The following is a 17,573-nucleotide window of genomic DNA, read 5'->3' on the forward strand; positions in this document are numbered from 1 at the left end:
CCAATGGTGCGATTCCCATTAGGGATGGTGCGGCTTAGGAGGTTTTTAACAGGTGGTCAATAGCCCCTGATCAAACTGTGGCCAAACACTCAGCTTCAACCACCGAGAACTTCCGAAATCGCGCTGGCTACCGCGTCAATCTCGCCCAGCCCGTCAATCGAGCTTAGATCGCCCTTGGCATAGTAATACCCAATCAGCGGCGATGTCTTCTTATAGTATTCCATCAACCGCGTGCGCAGGCTTTCCTCATTGTCGTCGGCACGGCGCTTGAACTCGGTGCCGCCGCAGTTGGAGCATTTGCCGTCGCTGGGGATCGGCTTCATCTGGTCATTGTAAACCTCGCCGCAACTTCCGCAGGTAGAGCGCGCCGTGATCCGCGCCACCAGCGCATCATCATCCACCCGCATCTCGATCACCGCATCCAAAGAGGCACTATGCTTGGTCAGCAACACGCCCAAAGCATCCGCCTGAGGCAGGGTCCGCGGGAAGCCGTCAAAGATAAACCCGCCAGCGTGATCGCCCTCAAGCTTCTCCTCAATCAACCCGATCACGATCTCGTCGGTGACCAGTTGGCCCGCGTCCATGATCGCCGCAACCTTGTTGCCCATCTCGGTGCCAGAGCTTTTCGCCTCGCGCAACATGTCCCCCGTGGACAGTTGCACCATGCCACGCTCCGCGACCAGCTTACGGGCTTGTGTGCCCTTCCCCGCGCCAGGCGGCCCAAGCAGAATAATATTCATCGGCGCGATGGTCCCTTGGATTTGTTCTTCCCGCCGCGCTTTTTACCGCGCAGTTGAGACTTCTCAATCAGACCTTCATACTGATGCGCCAGCATATGCGATTGCACTTGTTGAATGGTATCCATGGTCACCGACACAACAATCAGCACCGAAGTCCCCCCGAAGTAAAACGGGATGGAAAACTGGCTGCGCAAAATTTCCGGCAGCAAACAAACAGCAGCCAAATAAGCAGCACCCACAACCAAAATGCGGTTCACCACATACTCAAGATATTCGGCAGTCCGCTCACCGGGACGAATGCCGGGGATGAAACCGTTTTGCGACTTCAAGTTCTCGGCCACCTCATCCGGCTTAAACGCCACATTGAAGGTGTAGAAATACGCAAAGAACACGATCATTGCCGTGAAGAACAGCAGGTTCAGCGGCTGGCCGGGGCCAAAGTAGGCCAAAACGGTCGCCATAAGATCGCTCGACTGGTTGCCAGAGAAGGTCGAAACCGTGGTCGGCAGCAACAACAGCGACGACGCGAAGATGGCCGGAATAACGCCTGCGGGGTTCACTTTAACCGGCAGGTGCGACGAGCCGCCGTCATAGACCTTCATCCCCACTTGGCGGCGCGGGTACTGGATGTGGATTTTGCGCAGCGCGCGCTCCATGAACACCACGAACATAATCGTGGCAACCACCATGATCAAAACGCCAATCACCACGACTGGCGAGATGTTGCCCGCCTGCCCCTGCGCAAAGAACTGCGCCAATGCGGCGGGAATTTCGGCGATGATGCCGACGAAAATAATCAAAGAGATGCCATTGCCGATGCCGCGTTGGGTGATCTGCTCGCCCAACCACATCAAGAACATGGTGCCGCCCACAAGGGTGATCACCGCGCCGACGCGGAAATACAAACCGGGGTCAGTCGCCAACCCGGAGCCTTCCAGGCCAGCCGACAAACCGTAAGCCTGCAAGGTCGCCAAAAACACTGTGCCGTAGCGGGTGTATTGGTTGATCTTCTTGCGGCCCTGCTCGCCCTCTTTCTTCAATGCTTCCAACTGCGGAACCATGGCAGTCATCAACTGCACGATGATCGAGGCCGAAATATAAGGCATAATCCCAAGCGCGAACAATCCCATGCGGCCAATCGCGCCGCCGGTGAACATGTTCAAAATGCCGCCAATACCGCCAGAGGCTTGCTCCACAAAGGTGCGCAGCGCGATAGCATCAATCCCGGGAATCGGGATGTAGGTACCCAGACGGTAGACGATCAGCAGACCGATGGTGAAGAGTATGCGCTGGCGCAACTCGGTGGCCTTCCCGAAGGCGGACCAGCTCATGTTTTGAGCCATTTGCTCGGCAGCTGAAGCCATATGCTTGGGTATCCCTGTCTAGAATGTACAACGCCGCGCACGGGGCTTCCCGTCGCGGCGCTGGAAACTTGAGAAGTATGTAAGCGGCACATGGGCCGCTCACAAGTCTAAGTTGTAGGCTTATTCAGCAGCCGCGGCGGAGGTGGTGAGCTTGCCGCCAGCTTTCTCCACGGCTTCAACAGCCGATTTGGAGGCACCAGTGACGCTCAGTGTGACCTTGGAGGTGATTTCACCCTTGGCAAGAACACGTACACCGTCGAGGACGCGACGGATCAGACCAGAGGCCAGCAAGGCTTCTTCGGTGATCTCTGCTTTGGCATCCAATTTCTTGGCGTCGATGAATTTTTGAATCATGCCGAGGTTGATAACCGCGAATGATTTCCGATTGCGCGGGTTAAACCCACGTTTTGGCAAACGCATGTAAAGGGGCATTTGGCCGCCTTCAAAGCCGTTGATTGCAACGCCCGAGCGGGACTTTTGACCCTTAATACCACGGCCAGCCATTTTACCTTTGCCAGAGCCAGGGCCACGACCCACGCGCTTTTTAGACTTAGTCGCGCCGGGGTTGTCGTGAAGTTCGTTCAGTTTCATATCGCTTCTCCTATTGCCGGAAGGGTCCTCGAAGCGAAGTAGACCAAACGCGGCGTTTCGTGTTTATGAGTCGGACCTGTAGTAGGCCACTGGGGGCGTATATGCTCTCGTGAACGCCGTTGCAAGCCAGTTGAATGATGCGGCCAACCGGCGGGGTAAAACCCCGCCCTACGGATGCATTCAGCCCTTCACCGCTGTTTGGCGCATGTAGTCGGTCCAGCATGGCACCGGATCAGTTTTCAAAATGGATTTGATACGAGGCCCAAAGGCTTTGAGCAGGGAAAGTGCAGTCATGGGAAATGTCCAATGTGGATTACGTAGACGCGCTGACTACGCCCCAACATTGCACCGCACTACGCACATCATGGAATAGCCGGAATGCGCAGAACGCATGGGCGCGAGTGGCGACCTCATTGGCGCTTGAATAGCCCAAACAAACCCTCTCCGATTTTCAGAACAAATCCTGTCACAAGCATCCGTAGGGTGGGGTTCCACCCCACCGATTGATGCCCTCAACCCTTCGCCACCGTTTGGTGCATGTAGTCAGTCCAGCAGGGCGATGAGGCCGCCTCAAAAAAAATCTTTGCGGCACCGGCATCCCATTTCACGCCACGTCAAGCCCGGAACCGAGTAACTATACTTAAATATAGGTGTTTTCAAAGGATACTAAATGACCGACGGCTTTAAGTTGACCACTATTGAAGACGCGAACCAGTTATTTATTCACTTTGACGTACAGCACCATTTCGTGAAACTTGAAACATTTCTTGAAACTGCAAGAAGTACAAAAGCAATTATCGAAGCTTACAACCAAGAATTTTTTGACGGAAATCTTGAATACCAACTGATAGTTTTGGCCCCGGCATCAGGGTCATTACTTTCTAAAATTGGAGTGATACTTTTTGCTGGCGCGGCATCTGTGTTCGCATTTGTAGAAAGCGACATTGGGAAAGCTTACATTAAAGGGTTCACTGGAAGTGAACCGGCTACATTTGCTGAAGACTTGGGAAAAGCGCACAAATCCCTCTATGAACGAATTCAGAAAAAAACCAAGTTGGGTGAAGGTGCGCTGACTGAGGAAGAAAAGCAGCAAATCGGATCAACCATTATTATTGATATGACAAAAGAACTCCTCGAAGCTGATAGAGATACAGTAAATCGAGTGCTCCCGTTCGGCCAACTGATTGAAGCTCTTGATGCTCGAGGAAGTTTCTATGAAGCCTGCTTGGCGGATCCAGATGTAAATGGAGTCGGGTTTGACCGCGATGAGCATTTCCCAATCCCTCGAAATACATTTGCAGAACGTGCATGGAGAATTCGGCGTGACGAAGACACTGACGAGATGCAGTTACCTTGGCAGGTATCAGTTGAAAGTATCTATGTTAGTTCCCCGAATTGGGACAAGGATGATCAAGAGACGCGAAAATGGAAGGGAAAAGACTCAATCAGAAAAGACTGCTACTTCATCATTGAGGATGAAGAATTCTGGCAGCATGCGAAAGATCGAGACCTTCGTGTAAATGGACTAGACAGCCTTAAGGTCCAGTGGGCGTTTCAGTCCCTCGACGGGCGTCCAAAAAACCGTAGGGTACTAAGAGTATTGGAATTCAATGGTGAAGTACTTGCCAAACCGTTCGATGATGCCGCTGTTCGAGCTATAATCGGTGATTACTCTAAATTTGAACTGGTCAACAAAGAGCCATCCCTTTTTGAGCCACGTGAGGTTCAATAAAAAACGCCCCGCTTTTCAGCGAGGCGTTTTTTACGTTTTGTCCAACTAAGCGTACACCCTGTACAGGGTGTACAAAATCTTAGCCGCGCTCTTCGATGATCTCGACCATATGTGAGATCGCGTTGACCATGCCGCGCACGGAAGGAGTATCTTCCAGTTCGCGGGTTTTGTGCATCTTGTTCAAGCCGAGGCCTACCAGCGTAGCACGCTGTTTGGCTGGGCGGCGGATCGGTGAACCGATTTGTTTCACAACAATAGTTTTAGCCATGATTTAAGTTCCTTATGCTTCAGCTTCGGCTGCTGGTGCGGCCTCAACTGGTGCTGAATCATTGCTGCGCAGAATGTCAGCAACTTTTTTGCCGCGACGCTGTGCAACCATACGTGGCGAAGCCTCGTTCACAAGACCGTTCAAAGTGGCACGGATCATGTTGTAAGGATTCTGCGAACCGATTGATTTTGCTACAACGTCTTGCACGCCCAGCATCTCGAACACAGCACGCATAGGACCACCAGCAATGATACCAGTACCTTGTGGTGCAGTCCGCATCACAACTTTACCGGCGCCGTGGCGACCGGCAACATCATGGTGCAACGTGCGACCTTCGCGCAGTGGCACGCGGATCATTTGGCGCTTGGCTTGCTCGGTGGCTTTGCGGATGGCCTCTGGGACCTCTTTCGCTTTACCTTTGCCGAAGCCTACGCGGCCTTTTTGGTCGCCAACAACGACAAGTGCGGCGAAGCCAAAGCGCTTACCACCTTTAACCGTCTTGGAGACGCGGTTGATCGCAACCAAACGATCTGAAAATTCGGGGTTCTCGTCCCGATCGCGGCGACCGCGGTTTCCTGGTTCTCTTGCCATTGGGCAAATCCTTTAAATTCAGCGCTTCAGCGCTTTTTCATTCAATCGTAGTGGGCAATTGCCCCCCGATCATCGAGGCCTAAGGCCTGCAAAGTGGGCGCTCCGAAATCGGCGCGCCCAAAATTTTAGATTTTCAAACCGCCTTCACGGGCAGCTTCGGCCAAGGCTTTTACCTTGCCGTGGAACAGAAAACCGCCACGGTCAAAATAGGCCTCAGAGACGCCAGCTTTTTTGGCGCGTTCTGCGATTGCAGCACCAATTTTTGTAGCAGCTTCAACGTTGTTTTTGCCAACGATGCCCAGATCCTTCTCAAGAGAAGAAGCAGAAGCTACCGTTACGCCATTCACATCGTCAATCAGCTGCACGCTGATGTTTTTGTTGGAGCGGTGAACGGAAAGGCGCATGCGCCCCGCGTTTACCTTGCGAAGTTTGTTCCGAACGCGCAGGCGGCGTTTGATGAACAGATCGCGTTTGCTATTAGCCATTATTTCTTCTTCCCTTCTTTGCGGAAGACGAACTCGCCTTTATAACGGATGCCTTTGCCTTTATAGGGCTCTGGTTTCCGCCATGCGCGAATGTCTGCGGCCACTTGACCTACGACTTGCTCATCGATGCCTTCAACAATGATTATGGTCTGCTTAGGAGCCGTAACCGTTATACCATCAGGAATGTCGCAATAAACGTCATGCGACAGGCCAAGGTTCAACTTCAGGCGATTGCCTTCCATTGCAGCACGATAACCAACGCCTTGGATTTCAAGTTCTTTCTTGAAACCCTCAGTCACGCCAACAACCAAGTTTGCGACCCGAGTACGGCTCATGCCCCACTGCTGGCGCGCGCGCTTGGACATGCCGCGTGGCGTGATGGAGACAACATTGTCTTCAACAGCCATGGTCACATCGTCGGTTGCTTTGAAAGTGCGGACGCCTTTCGGCCCCTTAACTTCGATAGTCTGGCCAGAAACGGACGCGGTCACGCCGGAGGGCAGATCGACTGGTTTTTTACCAATACGAGACATAGTAAGCGCTCCTTAGAAGACTGTGCAAAGCACTTCGCCGCCGATGTTTTGGCTGCGAGCATTTGCGTCCGACATCACACCACGAGGTGTGCTGACAATCGACACGCCGAGACCCTGACGGATAACGGGGATGTCTTTGGAACCGACGTAAACGCGGCGACCGGGTTTGGAAACCCGCTTCAACTCACGAATAACAGGGGTACCTTCGTAATATTTCAGCTCAATGTTCAAAGCCGGATGACCGTCTTTGCCCGTTGTCGCTTCATAACCACGGATGTAGCCTTCATCTGCAAGGACGTCCAAAACCCAAGCGCGAAGCTTGGAAGCTGGTGTCTCTACAGTGGCTTTGCCGCGTAGTTGCGAGTTACGGATACGTGTGAGCATATCTGCGATTGGATCGTTCATAATCTATGCCCTCCTTACCAGCTCGACTTTACCATGCCGGGGATCAGGCCTGCAGAGCCTAGGTCCCGCAACATGATCCGGGAAATCTTAAACTTACGGTAGTAAGCGTGCGGACGTCCGGTCAGTTGGCAGCGGTTGTGTAAACGGGTTGCCGAGCTGTTGCGCGGCAATGCGGCCAGTGTCAGACGCGCTTTAAAACGCTCTTCCATTGGCAGTTCACGGTTATTGGCGATTACGAGCAGAGCAGCGCGTTTAGCGGCGAATTTCTTCACCAGCTTTGCACGCTTCTTCTCGCGTTCGATCATTGCTTTTTTAGCCATGTTCTATTCCTTCCCGCGGATCAACTGTTGAAAGGCATGTTGAAAGCTTTCAACAGGCTCTTTGCTTCAGCGTCGTTGTCGGCGGTGGTGCAGATTACGATATCCAGGCCCCAGGCCTCGTCAATCTTGTCAAAGTCGATTTCAGGAAACACGATGTGCTCCTTCATGCCCATGGCATAGTTGCCACGGCCATCAAACGACTTGCCAGAGATGCCGCGAAAGTCACGGATACGAGGCATTGCGATCGTGGTCAGGCGGTCAAGAAATTCGTACATCTTTTCGCCACGCAAGGTTACTTTTGCGCCAATCGGCATGTCTTCGCGAACGCGAAAGCCAGCGATAGATTTTTTAGCGCGTGTAACCAAAGCTTTTTGACCTGCAATGGCAGTCAGATCAGCTGCTGCACTTGCAGGCTTCTTGCTGTCTTTAACGGCCTGCGAACCAGCGCCAATATTCAGAACAATTTTGTCCAAACGCGGGATCTGCATGTCATTTTTATAGCCGAACTCTTCTTTCATCGCAGCACGGATCGTGCTGACATAAAGGGCCTTCAGCCGCGGGGTGTATGTTGCATCGTCAAGCATCAGATTACGTCCCCTGTTGTTTTAGCAAACCGAACCTTGTTTTCGCCATCCATCTTAAAGCCTACGCGGGTAGGCTTGCCGTTGGAGTCGATCAAGGACAGGTTGCTCAATTGGATAGGCATCGCTTGTGGCACGCGGCCACCTTGCGTTGTCTGGCTTTGCTTAACGTGGCGGATGGCAATATTGACGCCTTCCACAATCGCTTTACCGGTCTTCGGGTTCACGGAGGCAATAGTGCCCTCTTTGCCCTTATCTTTGCCGGTCAGCACGACGATTTTATCGCCTTTTTTCAGTTTAGCGGCCATATCACAGCACCTCCGGGGCGAGTGAAATGATTTTCATGAAGTTCTTGCCACGCAACTCACGAACAACTGGCCCAAAGATACGGGTGCCAACTGGCTCGTTATTGTTGTTCAAGATAACAGCAGCGTTGCTGTCAAAGCGGATGGCAGTACCATCCGCGCGACGAACTTCTTTGGCGGTGCGAACAACGACAGCCTTACGGACGTCGCCTTTTTTCACACGGCCGCGTGGGATGGCTTCCTTAACCGACACGACAATAATGTCGCCGACGGATGCGTATCTACGCTTGGAACCACCCAAAACCTTGATGCACTGAACACGGCGAGCGCCGCTGTTGTCAGCCACATCTAGGTTGGTCTGCATCTGGATCATTTGATGTCTCCCGACCTTTGGGGACCTAACCTTAGGCCCCAGGGTTTCGAATTAATTAGAAAAGTTTACGCCTCAGAGACGATAACTTCCCAACGCTTAGTCTTAGATTTTGGCGCACATTCTTGAATGCGAACCAAGTCACCCACGTTAAACGTGTTCTTCTCATCGTGAGCCCGGTATTTCTTGGACTTACGGATAATTTTCTTCATCACAGGATGTTGGAAGCGGCGTTCAACGGAAACCGTTACAGTTTGCTCGTTTTGGTTGCTGGTGACGACACCGTTCAGGATACGCTTAGGCATTAGTTAGCCTCCCCAGCTGCAGCTTTCGCTTTTTCGTTCAGAATTGTTTTTACACGGGCAGCACCACGCTTAACGTCGCGCATGCGTGCAGTGTTTTCTAGTTGGCCGGTGGCCTGTTGAAAGCGGAAGTTAAACGCTTCCTTTTTCAGTGCGACAAGCTCTTCGTTGAGCTGGTCAGCAGTCTTCTCGCGAAGTTCGCTGGCGTTCATTGCCATTTCCTTTTTCATACATCGGAGGGCCCCATATAGAGGTCACCCTGATTCCAATGGAGTTCATGATGAAAGGTGGCTTTAGACCTGAGTCCCCGCCGATGCAAGCCCTCTATGGATTATCCTTAAAAATAGGGGCTTACTTGCGGCGATCAGTGCGCTATCACCGCGCCATGACCAACATCAGTTCCCTCTTCGTGACCCGCCTCTATCGCGCCCGCCTCTCTGAGCAGGGCAAGCCTATTAATACCGACGAGTTAGAGGACAATTGCCTTGGCATCGCCGAAGATGACGAGGCCGGCCAAGATTGGTGCGAGGAGAACGGCTATGCGGGCTACACCAGCTACGCCTCGCTGACTGACCTGCCGTGGCGCTCGCCGATCTTCAAGGATTTGGTCAAGGTGCTGGATAAGCACGTGGCCGAGTTCGCTAAAGATTTGCAGTTCGACCTAGACGGCCGGAAGCTGAAACTCGAGGATATCTGGATCAACATCCTGCCCGAGGGCGGCATCCACACCTCCCACATCCACCCGCATTCCGTGATCTCTGGCACCACCTATGTCGCCATGCCCGAAGGCGCATCGGCATTGAAGCTGGAAGACCCACGGTCGCAAATGATGATGGCCGCCCCTGCGCGAGCCAAAGACGCCCGCGAGGAAATGCGCCAGTTCATCTATGTAGCCCCCGAGGTCGGCGACGTGCTGCTGTGGGAAAGCTGGCTAAGGCATGAGGTGCCGATGAATATGTCTGAGGATGATCGAATCTCGGTGAGCTTTAATTACAACTGGTCCTAAAAGGACCAGTTGGGTGCGGTGTAGCGGGTTTTCGCAGAAAACCTGCGGGCCGGCACTCGGTGAGTTGGGACTCGGTGGGTTAGAAACCCACCCTACCGTCGTTGTTCATTCAGGCGTCGAGAGCAATCGACTTATATCCGTCAGAACTCCAACTAAAATTCCAAAAACAAGTAAGTAAAAACCTTGTGTAATTGCTTCGCCAGTATTTGCCGTTCCAAGATATCTGGCGGCAAATGCAACTGAATTTTCAGAAATTGCCCCACCAAACCCCATTCCGATTCTCAGGCATCCAAATAGCGACGCCAATATTGCGACAATCCTACCAAGTGCTGTAAACACCATGACATTAATCCTCTGAAGGTTAGTTAGCTCTTCGCGCCAGAATCAACCTACCTCAATTAGGAAGTGAGTAAACAAAAAGCCCCCGCCGATTTCTCAGCGGGGGCTTTTCTATTTCAACCGGGGCGGAACGCGTGTTTTCTAGAAAACACGCTGCCTCCGCTCGGCGGCAAAGCCGCCGGTTACCAGTCCTCGCGGACGACAACCCGGGTTTTGATCGGCAGTTTCATTGCAGCAAGGCGCAGGGCCTCACGGGCAACGACTTCTGTCACACCGTCAATTTCGAACATCATACGGCCAGGTTTGACCTTACATGCCCAAAAGTCCACGGACCCTTTACCCTTACCCATACGAACTTCGATAGGTTTGGAGGTCACTGGCAAGTCTGGGAAAATACGGATCCAGACACGGCCTTGACGTTTCATGTGACGCGTCATGGCACGACGTGCAGCTTCGATCTGGCGCGCAGTGATACGCTCCGGCTCAACCGCTTTCAGGCCATAAGTGCCAAAGTTCAGATCAGTCCCGCCCTTTGCTTGACCGTGGATACGGCCTTTGTGCATTTTGCGGAATTTAGTACGCTTTGGTTGTAGCATTGTTCACGCCCCCCTTAGCGACGACCGCCAGCACCGCGAGGTGTTGGGCCGTCTTGGAGTTCCTGTTGCTTACGGTCACGCGCTTGTGGATCGTGCTCCATGATCTCGCCTTTGAAGATCCAGGTTTTGATCCCGATGATGCCATAGGCAGTCATCGCTTCAACGTGTGCGTAATCGATGTCGGCACGCAGGGTGTGCAAAGGCACGCGGCCTTCACGGTACCATTCGGTCCGCGCGATCTCGGCGCCACCAAGGCGGCCCGCGAGGTTCACACGAATGCCCAAGGCACCCATACGCATTGCGTTCTGAACCGAGCGCTTCATAGCGCGACGGAAAGACACACGACGCTCAAGCTGCTGGGCGATGGACTCACCAACCAATGCAGCATCCAACTCAGGCTTGCGAACCTCAAGGATGTTGAGGTGCAGCTCGCTCTCAGTGAACGCAGACAGCTTCTTGCGCAGACCTTCAATATCGGCGCCTTTTTTGCCGATGATGACGCCCGGGCGTGCTGTGTGGATCGTGACGCGGCACTTCTTGTGCGGACGCTCGATGATCACACGGCTGATGCCGGCTTGTTTGCAATCGGTTTTGATGAATTCACGCATCCGGATATCTTCCAGAAGCAGATCACCAAAATCTTTGCTCTCAGCGTACCAACGGCTGTCCCAGGTGCGGTTGACCTGAAGACGCATGCCGATAGGATTTACTTTATTACCCATTATGCTTGCTCCTCAGCTTGAACTTGACGCACCAGTATCGTCAGCTCGGAAAACGGCTTAACGATCTTACCAAACCGGCCACGGGCCCGCGGGCGACCGCGTTTCATGGTCAGGTTCTTGCCGACATAAGCTTCCGCCACGATCAGATCATCCACATCAAGATTGTGGTTGTTCTCAGCGTTCGCGATTGCTGATTGCAGGCACTGTTTTACGTCGTCAGAGATACGCTTCTTGGAGAATGTGAGGTCGGCCAAAGCCTTGTCCACTTTCTTACCACGGATCAACTGAGCCACGAGATTCAGCTTTTGCGGGGAAGTACGAAGCATGCGCAGTTTTGCCATTGCTTCATTATCTGCCACGCGGCGGGAGTTTTTTTCCTTGCCCATGACTTACTTCCTTTTCGCTTTTTTATCCGCGGCGTGACCGTAGTAGGTCCGTGTCGGGGAATATTCGCCAAACTTCTGACCAATCATATCCTCAGTGACGTTCACTGGGATGTGCTTGCGGCCGTTGTACACACCAAAGGTGAGACCAACGAACTGAGGCAGAATAGTAGAGCGGCGGGACCAAATCTTGATGACCTCTTTGCGGCCACTCTCTTTGGTTGCTTCGGCTTTCTTCAACACATAAGCGTCGACGAAGGGGCCTTTCCATACAGAACGCGACATATTTACCGGCCCTTTTTCTTAGCGTGACGCGAGCGGATGATCAGCTTCTGCGACGCCTTGTTCTTGTTACGGGTACGTGCACCTTTAGTCGGCTTACCCCAAGGGGATACCGGGTGACGACCACCAGAGGTCCGACCTTCACCACCACCATGTGGGTGATCGACCGGGTTCATAACAACACCACGCACAGATGGGCGGATGCCCTTGTGACGGTTGCGACCGGCTTTACCGAAGTTCTGGTTCGAGTTGTCGGGGTTGGACACGGCACCAATTGTGCACATGCACTCTTGACGCACGAGACGCAGCTCGCCCGAGCTCAGGCGGATCTGAGCATAGCCACCATCACGACCAACAAACTGAGCATAAGTCCCAGCAGCACGGGCGATCTGGCCGCCTTTGCCTGGCTTCAACTCGATGTTGTGGATGATTGTGCCGATTGGCAGGCCCGAGAACGGCATAGCGTTCCCCGGTTTCACGTCAGCCTTAGCCGATGCGATGACGGTGTCACCAACGCCCAAGCGCTGTGGAGCAATAATATAGGCTTGCTCGCCGTCTGTGTATTTCACCAGTGCGATAAACGCAGTCCGGTTCGGGTCATATTCGATCCGTTCAACTGTCGCCGGGACGTCAAATTTCGTCCGCTTGAAGTCAACGATCCGGTAAAGGCGCTTAGCACCCCCACCCTTGCGACGCATCGTGATCCGTCCGGTATTGTTCCGTCCGCCATTCTTGGTCAAACCCTGCGTAAGAGTTTTGACCGGGCGGCCTTTCCAAAGTTCCGAGCGGTCGATCAGAACCAACCCACGTTGGCCTGGCGTCGTCGGCTTATACGACTTAAGTGCCATGCTTTCTGTCTTCCGTTTTGGAGCAAGCGGGTGTTACCGCTGCTTGGTTTATAGGGCCCCGAAGGTCCCCGAATTTAGTGTCCTTGCGAACAACAGCAAAACCCCAGACGAATCTGGGGCTTTACCGATGTCGGTGTGTAGGATCGAGGCGGCGCGGGGTCAAGGGGAGAACTGTAATTTGGGTGCGGAGACATCACGACTCTACAAGGTTCTTAAAAACTGCTGGATGATCCACCTCAAGGTCAACTCCAGCCTGTTCAGCTCGCAACCGAACATACCCACGGATCATTGTCTCAGAAAACTCGTACCAACCTGTTCTTGAGCCAGTCAGTATCTCTGCATGGGTTTCGCGTTTTAGGGCATTAATCCTTTGGTTGAACTTAGTGCGATCTAAAGGATCGCTCGACAACTGTTTGGCTATCCGTGTGTAAGACGAAAAGATATCTGAGCTACGACGCTTCAACTCATGCCCGTCAGCTGACGCCCAGAGAACGCTTTCATAGTCATTTTGATATTTTTGCGTCGCGGTCTCATACGGTGCCCTCAACTTCATATCTAAGGCTTCGGCCGCATTCATCATTGAGGCATCAAACAATTCTGGCGTCACGGCTCCTCCATTCCGCGCTTCAAACACACCCCAAAAGAGTTTTTCAGAAATCAAGTGTATGTAATGAGGGAAGCCATCACTTATTCGAGCGATGCGGATAACCGTGTTTCTATCTATTTCAATACCCAGAGACCTGGCTGCATTCTCAACTATTTCAAAACGTGCCTCCCACGGAAGCTGACCAAGCCCAACTGTATGGAAATACCTATCTGCACTCTTATGAGCATCCATTACAGTCTCGACGCTTTCTCCAATACCACACACTATAAATACCGCTGAAACATGTTGATCAGAAATTTGCTTTAAAAAATTAGTGAATGCCACTTGCTCTTCGCGATCAGATATTAAATCAAATTCGTCGACAACAACGCAAAGCCGGTTATTGAGGTTCTCAGATAAAAACCTCAATAATCGAACAGCTTCATTCACTGAACTTGGCTCACTTGATTTACCTTCTTCAACTGTGGAAAGACCATGCGCCCCGATTCCAAACCTTGCGAAGCTCAAGCCCTTCTCGGTAATTTTTCTCTCAAAATTAGGCGACCGCCCCCCCACCTGGTCAAAAACTTCTCTAATTATAGTTGAGAAGGTACTGCGTTCATCGCACCCAATCAAAACAGGATCCTCGGTCTCAGGAAGAGAATAAGCTCCAGTCTGTGCAAGAGAAGACTTTCCTACACCACGAAGACCATGAACAAGCGCGTGACGTCCAGGTTGGATCAGCCCCCTCCTCAATGCATTTAGTTGATCTGACCGCCCTTTCAAAAATTTTTCCGTTTGCAGCGGGCGAGACGGCGAGAGCACTGTCGCCATTAGTTTCCCAAAATCATATTCGCCTTGCGTCAGTACTGGCCTTAATCCCTCGAGTTGTTCCACACCGATAATCCTTCTGCTTGAATCGCTTCAATAGAATTGCCTCCGAGCAAAATAGCAAGTGAAGCAGCAGACCTATCTTACATCAAAAAAGAAGCCCCACTCGTTTGAGCAGGGCTTCTTCAATTCTATGCGTAGGGCGGGGTTTACCCCGCCACCACATTAAAGACCGGTGGAGACGTCGATCGTGTTACCTTCCTCTAAGGTAACATACGCCTTCTTCACGTCTTTGCGCTTGCCGGGTTGGCCCCGGAAACGCTTGACCTTACCTTTGGTGATCAGCGTGTTGATCGCCTTAACCTTGACGCCGAAGAGTGATTCCACTGCTTCTTTGATCATTGGCTTGTTGGCCTCGATAGCGACCTCAAACACAACCGCGTTCGCCTCGGAAGCCATAGTGGCTTTCTCGGTGATGATTGGCTTGCGGATCACGTCGTAATATTCTGACTTCGTGCTCATGACAGGCGAGCCTCCAGTGCTTCGAGACCAGCTTTGGTGATAACCAAAGTGTCGCGTTTCAGGATGTCAAAGACGTTCGCGCCCATGGACGGCAGCACATCTAGACCAACGATATTGCGCGCGGCTTGAACGAAGTCTGCATTCACGTCGGCACCGTCGATGATCAAAGCGCGCTTCCAACCCAATTCCTTAACCTGTGCGGCCAAAGTTTTGGTTTTCACGTCTTTGATGTCGATGCTGTCGATGATGACCAGCTCGCCTGCAACCGCTTTCGCGGACAGGGCGTGCATCAGACCCAACTTACGAACCTTTTTAGGAAGGTCGTGGCCGTGGCTGCGAGGTGTTGGGCCTTTATAGACACCACCACCGCGGAAGATAGGAGCCGAGCGAGCACCGTGACGCGCGCCACCAGTACCTTTTTGACGGTATATCTTCTTGGTCGAGTAGTTAACTTCGGAACGGGTCTTCACTTTGTGAGTACCAGCTTGCGCATTGTTACGCTGCCAGCGAACCACACGGTGTAGAATGTCTACCCGTGGCTCTAGGCCAAAGATGGCGTCAGGCAGCTCAACGGAGCCAGCTTTCTTGCCATCAAGCTTGATTGCATCAGCTTTCATTGGTCGCATCTCCCTCTGGAGCGGCTTCAGCAGCCGGCGCTTCGGTTACTGCGGCAGAGCGCAGTGCGGCAGGGAAGACAACGTTGTCAGCCAAAGGCTTCTTAACGGCATCTTTAACAGTGACCCAACCACCTTTGGAGCCAGGAACGGCGCCTTTGATCATGATCAGACCGCGCTCATTGTCAGTTTTGACAACTTGCAAGTTCTGCGTGGTCACCCGAACAGCACCCATGTGGCCAGCCATTTTCTTGCCTTTGAACACCTTACCAGGGTCTTGGCATTGGCCAGTCGAGCCGTGCGAGCGGTGAGAGATCGAAACACCGTGTGTCGCGCGCAAACCTTTAAAGTTGTGACGCTTCATCGCACCAGCAAAACCTTTACCGATCGACGTGCCTGCAACATCAACGAACTGGCCGTCAAAATAATGCTCAGCGATGATTTCTTCGCCAACAGCAATCAGGTTCGCTTCGTCTACGCGGAATTCTGCAACCTTACGCTTAGGCTCAACCTTTGCCGCAGCAAAGTGGCCACGCATGGCTTTAGAAGTCCGTTTGGCTTTGGCAGCGCCAGCACCGAGTTGAACAGCAGTGTAGCCGTCCTTCTCAACAGTGCGGTTCGCAACCACTTCCAGTTTTTCAAGTTGAAGAACAGTCACAGGAACCTGCTGACCGTCTTCCATGAAGAGGCGGGTCATGCCGACCTTCTTCGCAATTACACCAGAGCGCAACATATCTAGAAGCCCCCCTTAAACCGAGATCTGGACGTCAACACCAGCCGCAAGGTCGAGCTTCATCAGCGCGTCCACGGTTTGTGGTGTTGGGTCAACGATGTCGAGCAGACGCTTATGCGTGCGGATCTCGAACTGATCGCGGGATTTTTTGTCAACGTGTGGACCACGTAGAACGGTGAATTTTTCAATCTTGGTGGGCATCGGGATCGGGCCACGAACGTCGGCGCCGGTGCGCTTTGCTGTGCTTACGATTTCCTGAGTGCTTGCATCCAACACGCGGTAGTCAAACGCCTTCAGGCGGATGCGGATGTTTTGGCTTGCGGCCATGTGTCATACCCCTAGTTTGGGCGGAGATCGGAGAGGAAGAGCGCCGCTTATCGGAACCCCTCGTCGCGTCTGTATCACGAAACATAAGAGGGCACGCATAGCGCACCCTAGTTCCGTTCCGCGCGTATAGGGCGAGTCGCGGGAGGTGGCAATACCTATTAGGGTGAATTTGGCATCTCTAAGCTTTACGTTTCTTTAACCTCTTTCCTGTTCAGCTCCAACATCACCGCTTCAGCAACTTCTAGTGACGTACCGAAATCCGCGAGTAGCTGTGGATGAATTGCCACTTTTGGCGACTTCTCCGAGAATGAGTGAGTGAACCAAGGACGAAAACCCGTAAGCTGACGTTGTGCATTCCTTAGCTCCTCGCTTTTCAGAACATCTCCAGACCTCAGCGCTTTCCAAGCCTCTTTGTCTAGACAGACATACTCTGCTTCGTTTTTGTCTGAGACCACATAGGGCGGCACATAAAGCGGAACGCGATGAGCCAGCGAGTGTCGGAAGTTGTCTATATGATCGAACCAATTGCTAAACTTATCGAGCACGGCAATCAGCTCATCGGATAGCTCTTTGCGGACGCGTTTGTTCCCTTTTCTAAGCCCAACCCAAGCCGCGGGAAGCTCTCCGCCATCGGGTTTGCGTATTTCTTTCTCATAAACCAGTACCCAAGCAAGATTATCGCAAGCGCCAAAAACGTTAACATAAAACGCATGCAGTGAGATTGTCGCGTCGCCGATATCATCACTGTCAGGTGTTCCCTCAAGGTCGGGAGGTAAAAAATCGAAGACATTTTTCAAACACCGCCAAAGAATTTTTCTTCTTCTGGAGAACCCATGGAGCGCATGCTCCTTCCCCTTGAGCGTCACAAACTCATGTCTTATCAAATCGTTAGCCAGTTTCCGTGACTGTGCTTCAAGTTGACCAAAGCGTTCTTTGATTTTCGATATATCTTCGGGTTTGTAATAATCCTTAGCCAAGAGGGCCTCCAACAACTCACGATGCGTATTCACAGTACCACAAAGAAGGCCGCCTCCCTCATCAGGAAGCGGCCTTCGATCTATCCGGTAGGGTGGGGTTTTACCCCACCGCCGCTATAACACCTGTGTGAGTTCTCGGTGACCCCAAGAGGTCACCTGCCACTCACCCGACGGCAAAGCCGCCGTTACTCAGTAATTTTCGACACAACACCGGCGCCAA

At 52.5% G+C, this 17,573-nt stretch carries 28 protein-coding genes; 2 read left to right on the forward strand and 26 right to left on the reverse strand.

The window, feature by feature from the left end; all coding sequences use genetic code 11:
* Positions 1-95 precede the first annotated feature (95 nt).
* From AC3Y7R_RS01185 to rplO, 3 genes are all read right to left on the reverse strand, one after another.
* On the reverse strand, positions 96-740 hold the full coding sequence (locus AC3Y7R_RS01185; protein WP_490040176.1) for an adenylate kinase: 645 nt from the start codon (positions 738-740) through the stop codon (positions 96-98).
* On the reverse strand, positions 737-2,104 hold the full coding sequence (secY, locus tag AC3Y7R_RS01190) for a preprotein translocase subunit SecY (protein ID WP_490040177.1): 1,368 nt from the start codon (positions 2,102-2,104) through the stop codon (positions 737-739). Before secY ends, AC3Y7R_RS01185 begins: the two co-directional genes overlap by 4 nt.
* Before the next feature lie 120 nt (positions 2,105-2,224).
* Positions 2,225-2,695, reverse strand: coding sequence for a 50S ribosomal protein L15 (rplO, locus tag AC3Y7R_RS01195; RefSeq protein WP_490040178.1), 471 nt, complete (start codon positions 2,693-2,695; stop codon positions 2,225-2,227).
* 670 nt (positions 2,696-3,365) lie between these two features.
* Here rplO and AC3Y7R_RS01200 point away from each other — a divergent pair.
* A complete protein-coding gene (locus tag AC3Y7R_RS01200) occupies positions 3,366-4,427 on the forward strand; it encodes a hypothetical protein (protein WP_490040179.1) in 1,062 nt (353 codons plus the stop codon).
* 79 nt (positions 4,428-4,506) lie between these two features.
* On the opposite strand, the gene rpmD is transcribed toward AC3Y7R_RS01200, so the two are convergent.
* From rpmD to rpmC, 11 genes are all read right to left on the reverse strand, one after another.
* Entirely contained in the window at positions 4,507-4,695 is a 189-nt protein-coding gene (rpmD, locus tag AC3Y7R_RS01205) for a 50S ribosomal protein L30 (protein WP_490040180.1), read from the reverse strand.
* Positions 4,696-4,707: 12 nt separating this feature from the next.
* Complete coding sequence (gene rpsE / locus AC3Y7R_RS01210; protein ID WP_490040181.1) at positions 4,708-5,286, reverse strand: 30S ribosomal protein S5; 579 nt, start codon at positions 5,284-5,286, stop codon at positions 4,708-4,710.
* A 125-nt stretch (positions 5,287-5,411) separates the two neighbouring features.
* Positions 5,412-5,771 carry a 50S ribosomal protein L18 gene (rplR, locus tag AC3Y7R_RS01215; protein WP_490040182.1) on the reverse strand — a complete coding sequence of 120 codons (360 nt, stop codon included), beginning with the start codon at positions 5,769-5,771 and terminating at the stop codon, positions 5,412-5,414.
* Complete coding sequence (rplF, locus tag AC3Y7R_RS01220; protein WP_490040183.1) at positions 5,771-6,304, reverse strand: 50S ribosomal protein L6; 534 nt, start codon at positions 6,302-6,304, stop codon at positions 5,771-5,773. Before rplF ends, rplR begins: the two co-directional genes overlap by 1 nt.
* Positions 6,305-6,316: 12 nt before the next feature.
* Positions 6,317-6,709 carry a 30S ribosomal protein S8 gene (rpsH, locus tag AC3Y7R_RS01225; protein ID WP_490040184.1) on the reverse strand — a complete coding sequence of 131 codons (393 nt, stop codon included), beginning with the start codon at positions 6,707-6,709 and terminating at the stop codon, positions 6,317-6,319.
* Positions 6,710-6,723: 14 nt separating this feature from the next.
* Positions 6,724-7,029: a 30S ribosomal protein S14 gene (gene rpsN / locus AC3Y7R_RS01230; RefSeq protein ID WP_490040185.1), complete on the reverse strand. Its 306-nt coding sequence runs from the start codon at positions 7,027-7,029 to the stop codon at positions 6,724-6,726.
* A 20-nt stretch (positions 7,030-7,049) separates the two neighbouring features.
* The gene (rplE, locus tag AC3Y7R_RS01235; RefSeq protein WP_490040186.1) at positions 7,050-7,613 is read right to left on the reverse strand and encodes a 50S ribosomal protein L5; all 564 of its coding nucleotides are present in this window, start codon (positions 7,611-7,613) and stop codon (positions 7,050-7,052) included.
* Complete coding sequence (gene rplX, locus AC3Y7R_RS01240; RefSeq protein ID WP_490040187.1) at positions 7,613-7,918, reverse strand: 50S ribosomal protein L24; 306 nt, start codon at positions 7,916-7,918, stop codon at positions 7,613-7,615. Before rplX ends, rplE begins: the two co-directional genes overlap by 1 nt.
* A 1-nt stretch (position 7,919) precedes the next feature.
* Positions 7,920-8,288 (reverse strand): 50S ribosomal protein L14, encoded by a 369-nt coding sequence (rplN, locus tag AC3Y7R_RS01245; protein WP_490040188.1) that lies wholly within the window; start codon positions 8,286-8,288, stop codon positions 7,920-7,922.
* 65 nt (positions 8,289-8,353) lie between these two features.
* Positions 8,354-8,590: a 30S ribosomal protein S17 gene (rpsQ, locus tag AC3Y7R_RS01250; RefSeq protein ID WP_490040189.1), complete on the reverse strand. Its 237-nt coding sequence runs from the start codon at positions 8,588-8,590 to the stop codon at positions 8,354-8,356.
* Entirely contained in the window at positions 8,590-8,799 is a 210-nt protein-coding gene (rpmC, locus tag AC3Y7R_RS01255; RefSeq protein ID WP_490040205.1) for a 50S ribosomal protein L29, read from the reverse strand. The genes rpsQ and rpmC overlap by 1 nt, the downstream gene beginning before the upstream one ends.
* 173 nt (positions 8,800-8,972) lie before the next feature.
* Between rpmC and AC3Y7R_RS01260 the strand changes: the two genes are divergently transcribed.
* Positions 8,973-9,593 carry a 2OG-Fe(II) oxygenase family protein gene (locus AC3Y7R_RS01260; protein ID WP_490040190.1) on the forward strand — a complete coding sequence of 207 codons (621 nt, stop codon included), beginning with the start codon at positions 8,973-8,975 and terminating at the stop codon, positions 9,591-9,593.
* Between the two features lie 105 nt (positions 9,594-9,698).
* Here AC3Y7R_RS01260 and AC3Y7R_RS01265 read toward each other — a convergent pair whose 3' ends face one another.
* The 12 genes from AC3Y7R_RS01265 to AC3Y7R_RS01320 all read right to left on the reverse strand — a co-directional run bounded on the left by AC3Y7R_RS01265 (position 9,699) and on the right by AC3Y7R_RS01320 (position 17,353).
* Positions 9,699-9,935 carry a hypothetical protein gene (locus AC3Y7R_RS01265; RefSeq protein WP_490040191.1) on the reverse strand — a complete coding sequence of 79 codons (237 nt, stop codon included), beginning with the start codon at positions 9,933-9,935 and terminating at the stop codon, positions 9,699-9,701.
* 179 nt (positions 9,936-10,114) lie between these two features.
* Positions 10,115-10,528 carry a 50S ribosomal protein L16 gene (gene rplP / locus AC3Y7R_RS01270; protein ID WP_490040192.1) on the reverse strand — a complete coding sequence of 138 codons (414 nt, stop codon included), beginning with the start codon at positions 10,526-10,528 and terminating at the stop codon, positions 10,115-10,117.
* Between the two features lie 14 nt (positions 10,529-10,542).
* Positions 10,543-11,250, reverse strand: a complete 708-nt coding sequence (gene rpsC / locus AC3Y7R_RS01275; protein ID WP_490040193.1) for a 30S ribosomal protein S3 — start codon at positions 11,248-11,250, stop codon at positions 10,543-10,545.
* The gene (rplV, locus tag AC3Y7R_RS01280) at positions 11,250-11,636 is read right to left on the reverse strand and encodes a 50S ribosomal protein L22 (protein WP_490040194.1); all 387 of its coding nucleotides are present in this window, start codon (positions 11,634-11,636) and stop codon (positions 11,250-11,252) included. The genes rpsC and rplV overlap by 1 nt, the downstream gene beginning before the upstream one ends.
* 3 nt (positions 11,637-11,639) lie before the next feature.
* Positions 11,640-11,918, reverse strand: a complete 279-nt coding sequence (gene rpsS, locus AC3Y7R_RS01285) for a 30S ribosomal protein S19 (RefSeq protein ID WP_490040195.1) — start codon at positions 11,916-11,918, stop codon at positions 11,640-11,642.
* Between the two features lie 2 nt (positions 11,919-11,920).
* A complete protein-coding gene (gene rplB / locus AC3Y7R_RS01290) occupies positions 11,921-12,763 on the reverse strand; it encodes a 50S ribosomal protein L2 (RefSeq protein ID WP_490040196.1) in 843 nt (280 codons plus the stop codon).
* A gap of 193 nt (positions 12,764-12,956) precedes the next feature.
* The gene (locus tag AC3Y7R_RS01295; RefSeq protein WP_490040197.1) at positions 12,957-14,246 is read right to left on the reverse strand and encodes an ATP-binding protein; all 1,290 of its coding nucleotides are present in this window, start codon (positions 14,244-14,246) and stop codon (positions 12,957-12,959) included.
* A gap of 159 nt (positions 14,247-14,405) precedes the next feature.
* Positions 14,406-14,702: a 50S ribosomal protein L23 gene (locus AC3Y7R_RS01300; protein WP_490040198.1), complete on the reverse strand. Its 297-nt coding sequence runs from the start codon at positions 14,700-14,702 to the stop codon at positions 14,406-14,408.
* Positions 14,699-15,319 carry a 50S ribosomal protein L4 gene (gene rplD, locus AC3Y7R_RS01305; protein ID WP_490040199.1) on the reverse strand — a complete coding sequence of 207 codons (621 nt, stop codon included), beginning with the start codon at positions 15,317-15,319 and terminating at the stop codon, positions 14,699-14,701. Before rplD ends, AC3Y7R_RS01300 begins: the two co-directional genes overlap by 4 nt.
* Positions 15,309-16,049 (reverse strand): 50S ribosomal protein L3, encoded by a 741-nt coding sequence (gene rplC / locus AC3Y7R_RS01310; RefSeq protein ID WP_490040200.1) that lies wholly within the window; start codon positions 16,047-16,049, stop codon positions 15,309-15,311. Before rplC ends, rplD begins: the two co-directional genes overlap by 11 nt.
* Positions 16,050-16,064: 15 nt before the next feature.
* Positions 16,065-16,376 carry a 30S ribosomal protein S10 gene (gene rpsJ / locus AC3Y7R_RS01315; RefSeq protein ID WP_490040201.1) on the reverse strand — a complete coding sequence of 104 codons (312 nt, stop codon included), beginning with the start codon at positions 16,374-16,376 and terminating at the stop codon, positions 16,065-16,067.
* A gap of 185 nt (positions 16,377-16,561) precedes the next feature.
* Positions 16,562-17,353 carry a hypothetical protein gene (locus AC3Y7R_RS01320; protein ID WP_490040202.1) on the reverse strand — a complete coding sequence of 264 codons (792 nt, stop codon included), beginning with the start codon at positions 17,351-17,353 and terminating at the stop codon, positions 16,562-16,564.
* Positions 17,354-17,573: the final 220 nt, after the last annotated feature.

The sequence above is a fragment of the Litoreibacter sp. genome (assembly GCF_058136045.1).

Excerpts from the sequence above, each read along its gene's own strand:
- AC3Y7R_RS01185 (WP_490040176.1), bottom strand. The coding sequence starts at position 740 with ATGAATATTATTCTGCTTGGGCCGCCTGGCGCGGGGAAGGGCACACAA.
- secY (WP_490040177.1), bottom strand. The coding sequence starts at position 2,104 with ATGGCTTCAGCTGCCGAGCAAATGGCTCAAAACATGAGCTGGTCCGCC.
- rplO (WP_490040178.1), bottom strand. The coding sequence starts at position 2,695 with ATGAAACTGAACGAACTTCACGACAACCCCGGCGCGACTAAGTCTAAA.
- AC3Y7R_RS01200 (WP_490040179.1), top strand. The coding sequence starts at position 3,366 with ATGACCGACGGCTTTAAGTTGACCACTATTGAAGACGCGAACCAGTTA.
- rpmD (WP_490040180.1), bottom strand. The coding sequence starts at position 4,695 with ATGGCTAAAACTATTGTTGTGAAACAAATCGGTTCACCGATCCGCCGC.
- rpsE (WP_490040181.1), bottom strand. The coding sequence starts at position 5,286 with ATGGCAAGAGAACCAGGAAACCGCGGTCGCCGCGATCGGGACGAGAAC.
- rplR (WP_490040182.1), bottom strand. The coding sequence starts at position 5,771 with ATGGCTAATAGCAAACGCGATCTGTTCATCAAACGCCGCCTGCGCGTT.
- rplF (WP_490040183.1), bottom strand. The coding sequence starts at position 6,304 with ATGTCTCGTATTGGTAAAAAACCAGTCGATCTGCCCTCCGGCGTGACC.
- rpsH (WP_490040184.1), bottom strand. The coding sequence starts at position 6,709 with ATGAACGATCCAATCGCAGATATGCTCACACGTATCCGTAACTCGCAA.
- rpsN (WP_490040185.1), bottom strand. The coding sequence starts at position 7,029 with ATGGCTAAAAAAGCAATGATCGAACGCGAGAAGAAGCGTGCAAAGCTG.
- rplE (WP_490040186.1), bottom strand. The coding sequence starts at position 7,613 with ATGCTTGACGATGCAACATACACCCCGCGGCTGAAGGCCCTTTATGTC.
- rplX (WP_490040187.1), bottom strand. The coding sequence starts at position 7,918 with ATGGCCGCTAAACTGAAAAAAGGCGATAAAATCGTCGTGCTGACCGGC.
- rplN (WP_490040188.1), bottom strand. The coding sequence starts at position 8,288 with ATGATCCAGATGCAGACCAACCTAGATGTGGCTGACAACAGCGGCGCT.
- rpsQ (WP_490040189.1), bottom strand. The coding sequence starts at position 8,590 with ATGCCTAAGCGTATCCTGAACGGTGTCGTCACCAGCAACCAAAACGAG.
- rpmC (WP_490040205.1), bottom strand. The coding sequence starts at position 8,799 with ATGAACGCCAGCGAACTTCGCGAGAAGACTGCTGACCAGCTCAACGAA.
- AC3Y7R_RS01260 (WP_490040190.1), top strand. The coding sequence starts at position 8,973 with ATGACCAACATCAGTTCCCTCTTCGTGACCCGCCTCTATCGCGCCCGC.
- AC3Y7R_RS01265 (WP_490040191.1), bottom strand. The coding sequence starts at position 9,935 with ATGGTGTTTACAGCACTTGGTAGGATTGTCGCAATATTGGCGTCGCTA.
- rplP (WP_490040192.1), bottom strand. The coding sequence starts at position 10,528 with ATGCTACAACCAAAGCGTACTAAATTCCGCAAAATGCACAAAGGCCGT.
- rpsC (WP_490040193.1), bottom strand. The coding sequence starts at position 11,250 with ATGGGTAATAAAGTAAATCCTATCGGCATGCGTCTTCAGGTCAACCGC.
- rplV (WP_490040194.1), bottom strand. The coding sequence starts at position 11,636 with ATGGGCAAGGAAAAAAACTCCCGCCGCGTGGCAGATAATGAAGCAATG.
- rpsS (WP_490040195.1), bottom strand. The coding sequence starts at position 11,918 with ATGTCGCGTTCTGTATGGAAAGGCCCCTTCGTCGACGCTTATGTGTTG.
- rplB (WP_490040196.1), bottom strand. The coding sequence starts at position 12,763 with ATGGCACTTAAGTCGTATAAGCCGACGACGCCAGGCCAACGTGGGTTG.
- AC3Y7R_RS01300 (WP_490040198.1), bottom strand. The coding sequence starts at position 14,702 with ATGAGCACGAAGTCAGAATATTACGACGTGATCCGCAAGCCAATCATC.
- rplD (WP_490040199.1), bottom strand. The coding sequence starts at position 15,319 with ATGAAAGCTGATGCAATCAAGCTTGATGGCAAGAAAGCTGGCTCCGTT.
- rplC (WP_490040200.1), bottom strand. The coding sequence starts at position 16,049 with ATGTTGCGCTCTGGTGTAATTGCGAAGAAGGTCGGCATGACCCGCCTC.
- rpsJ (WP_490040201.1), bottom strand. The coding sequence starts at position 16,376 with ATGGCCGCAAGCCAAAACATCCGCATCCGCCTGAAGGCGTTTGACTAC.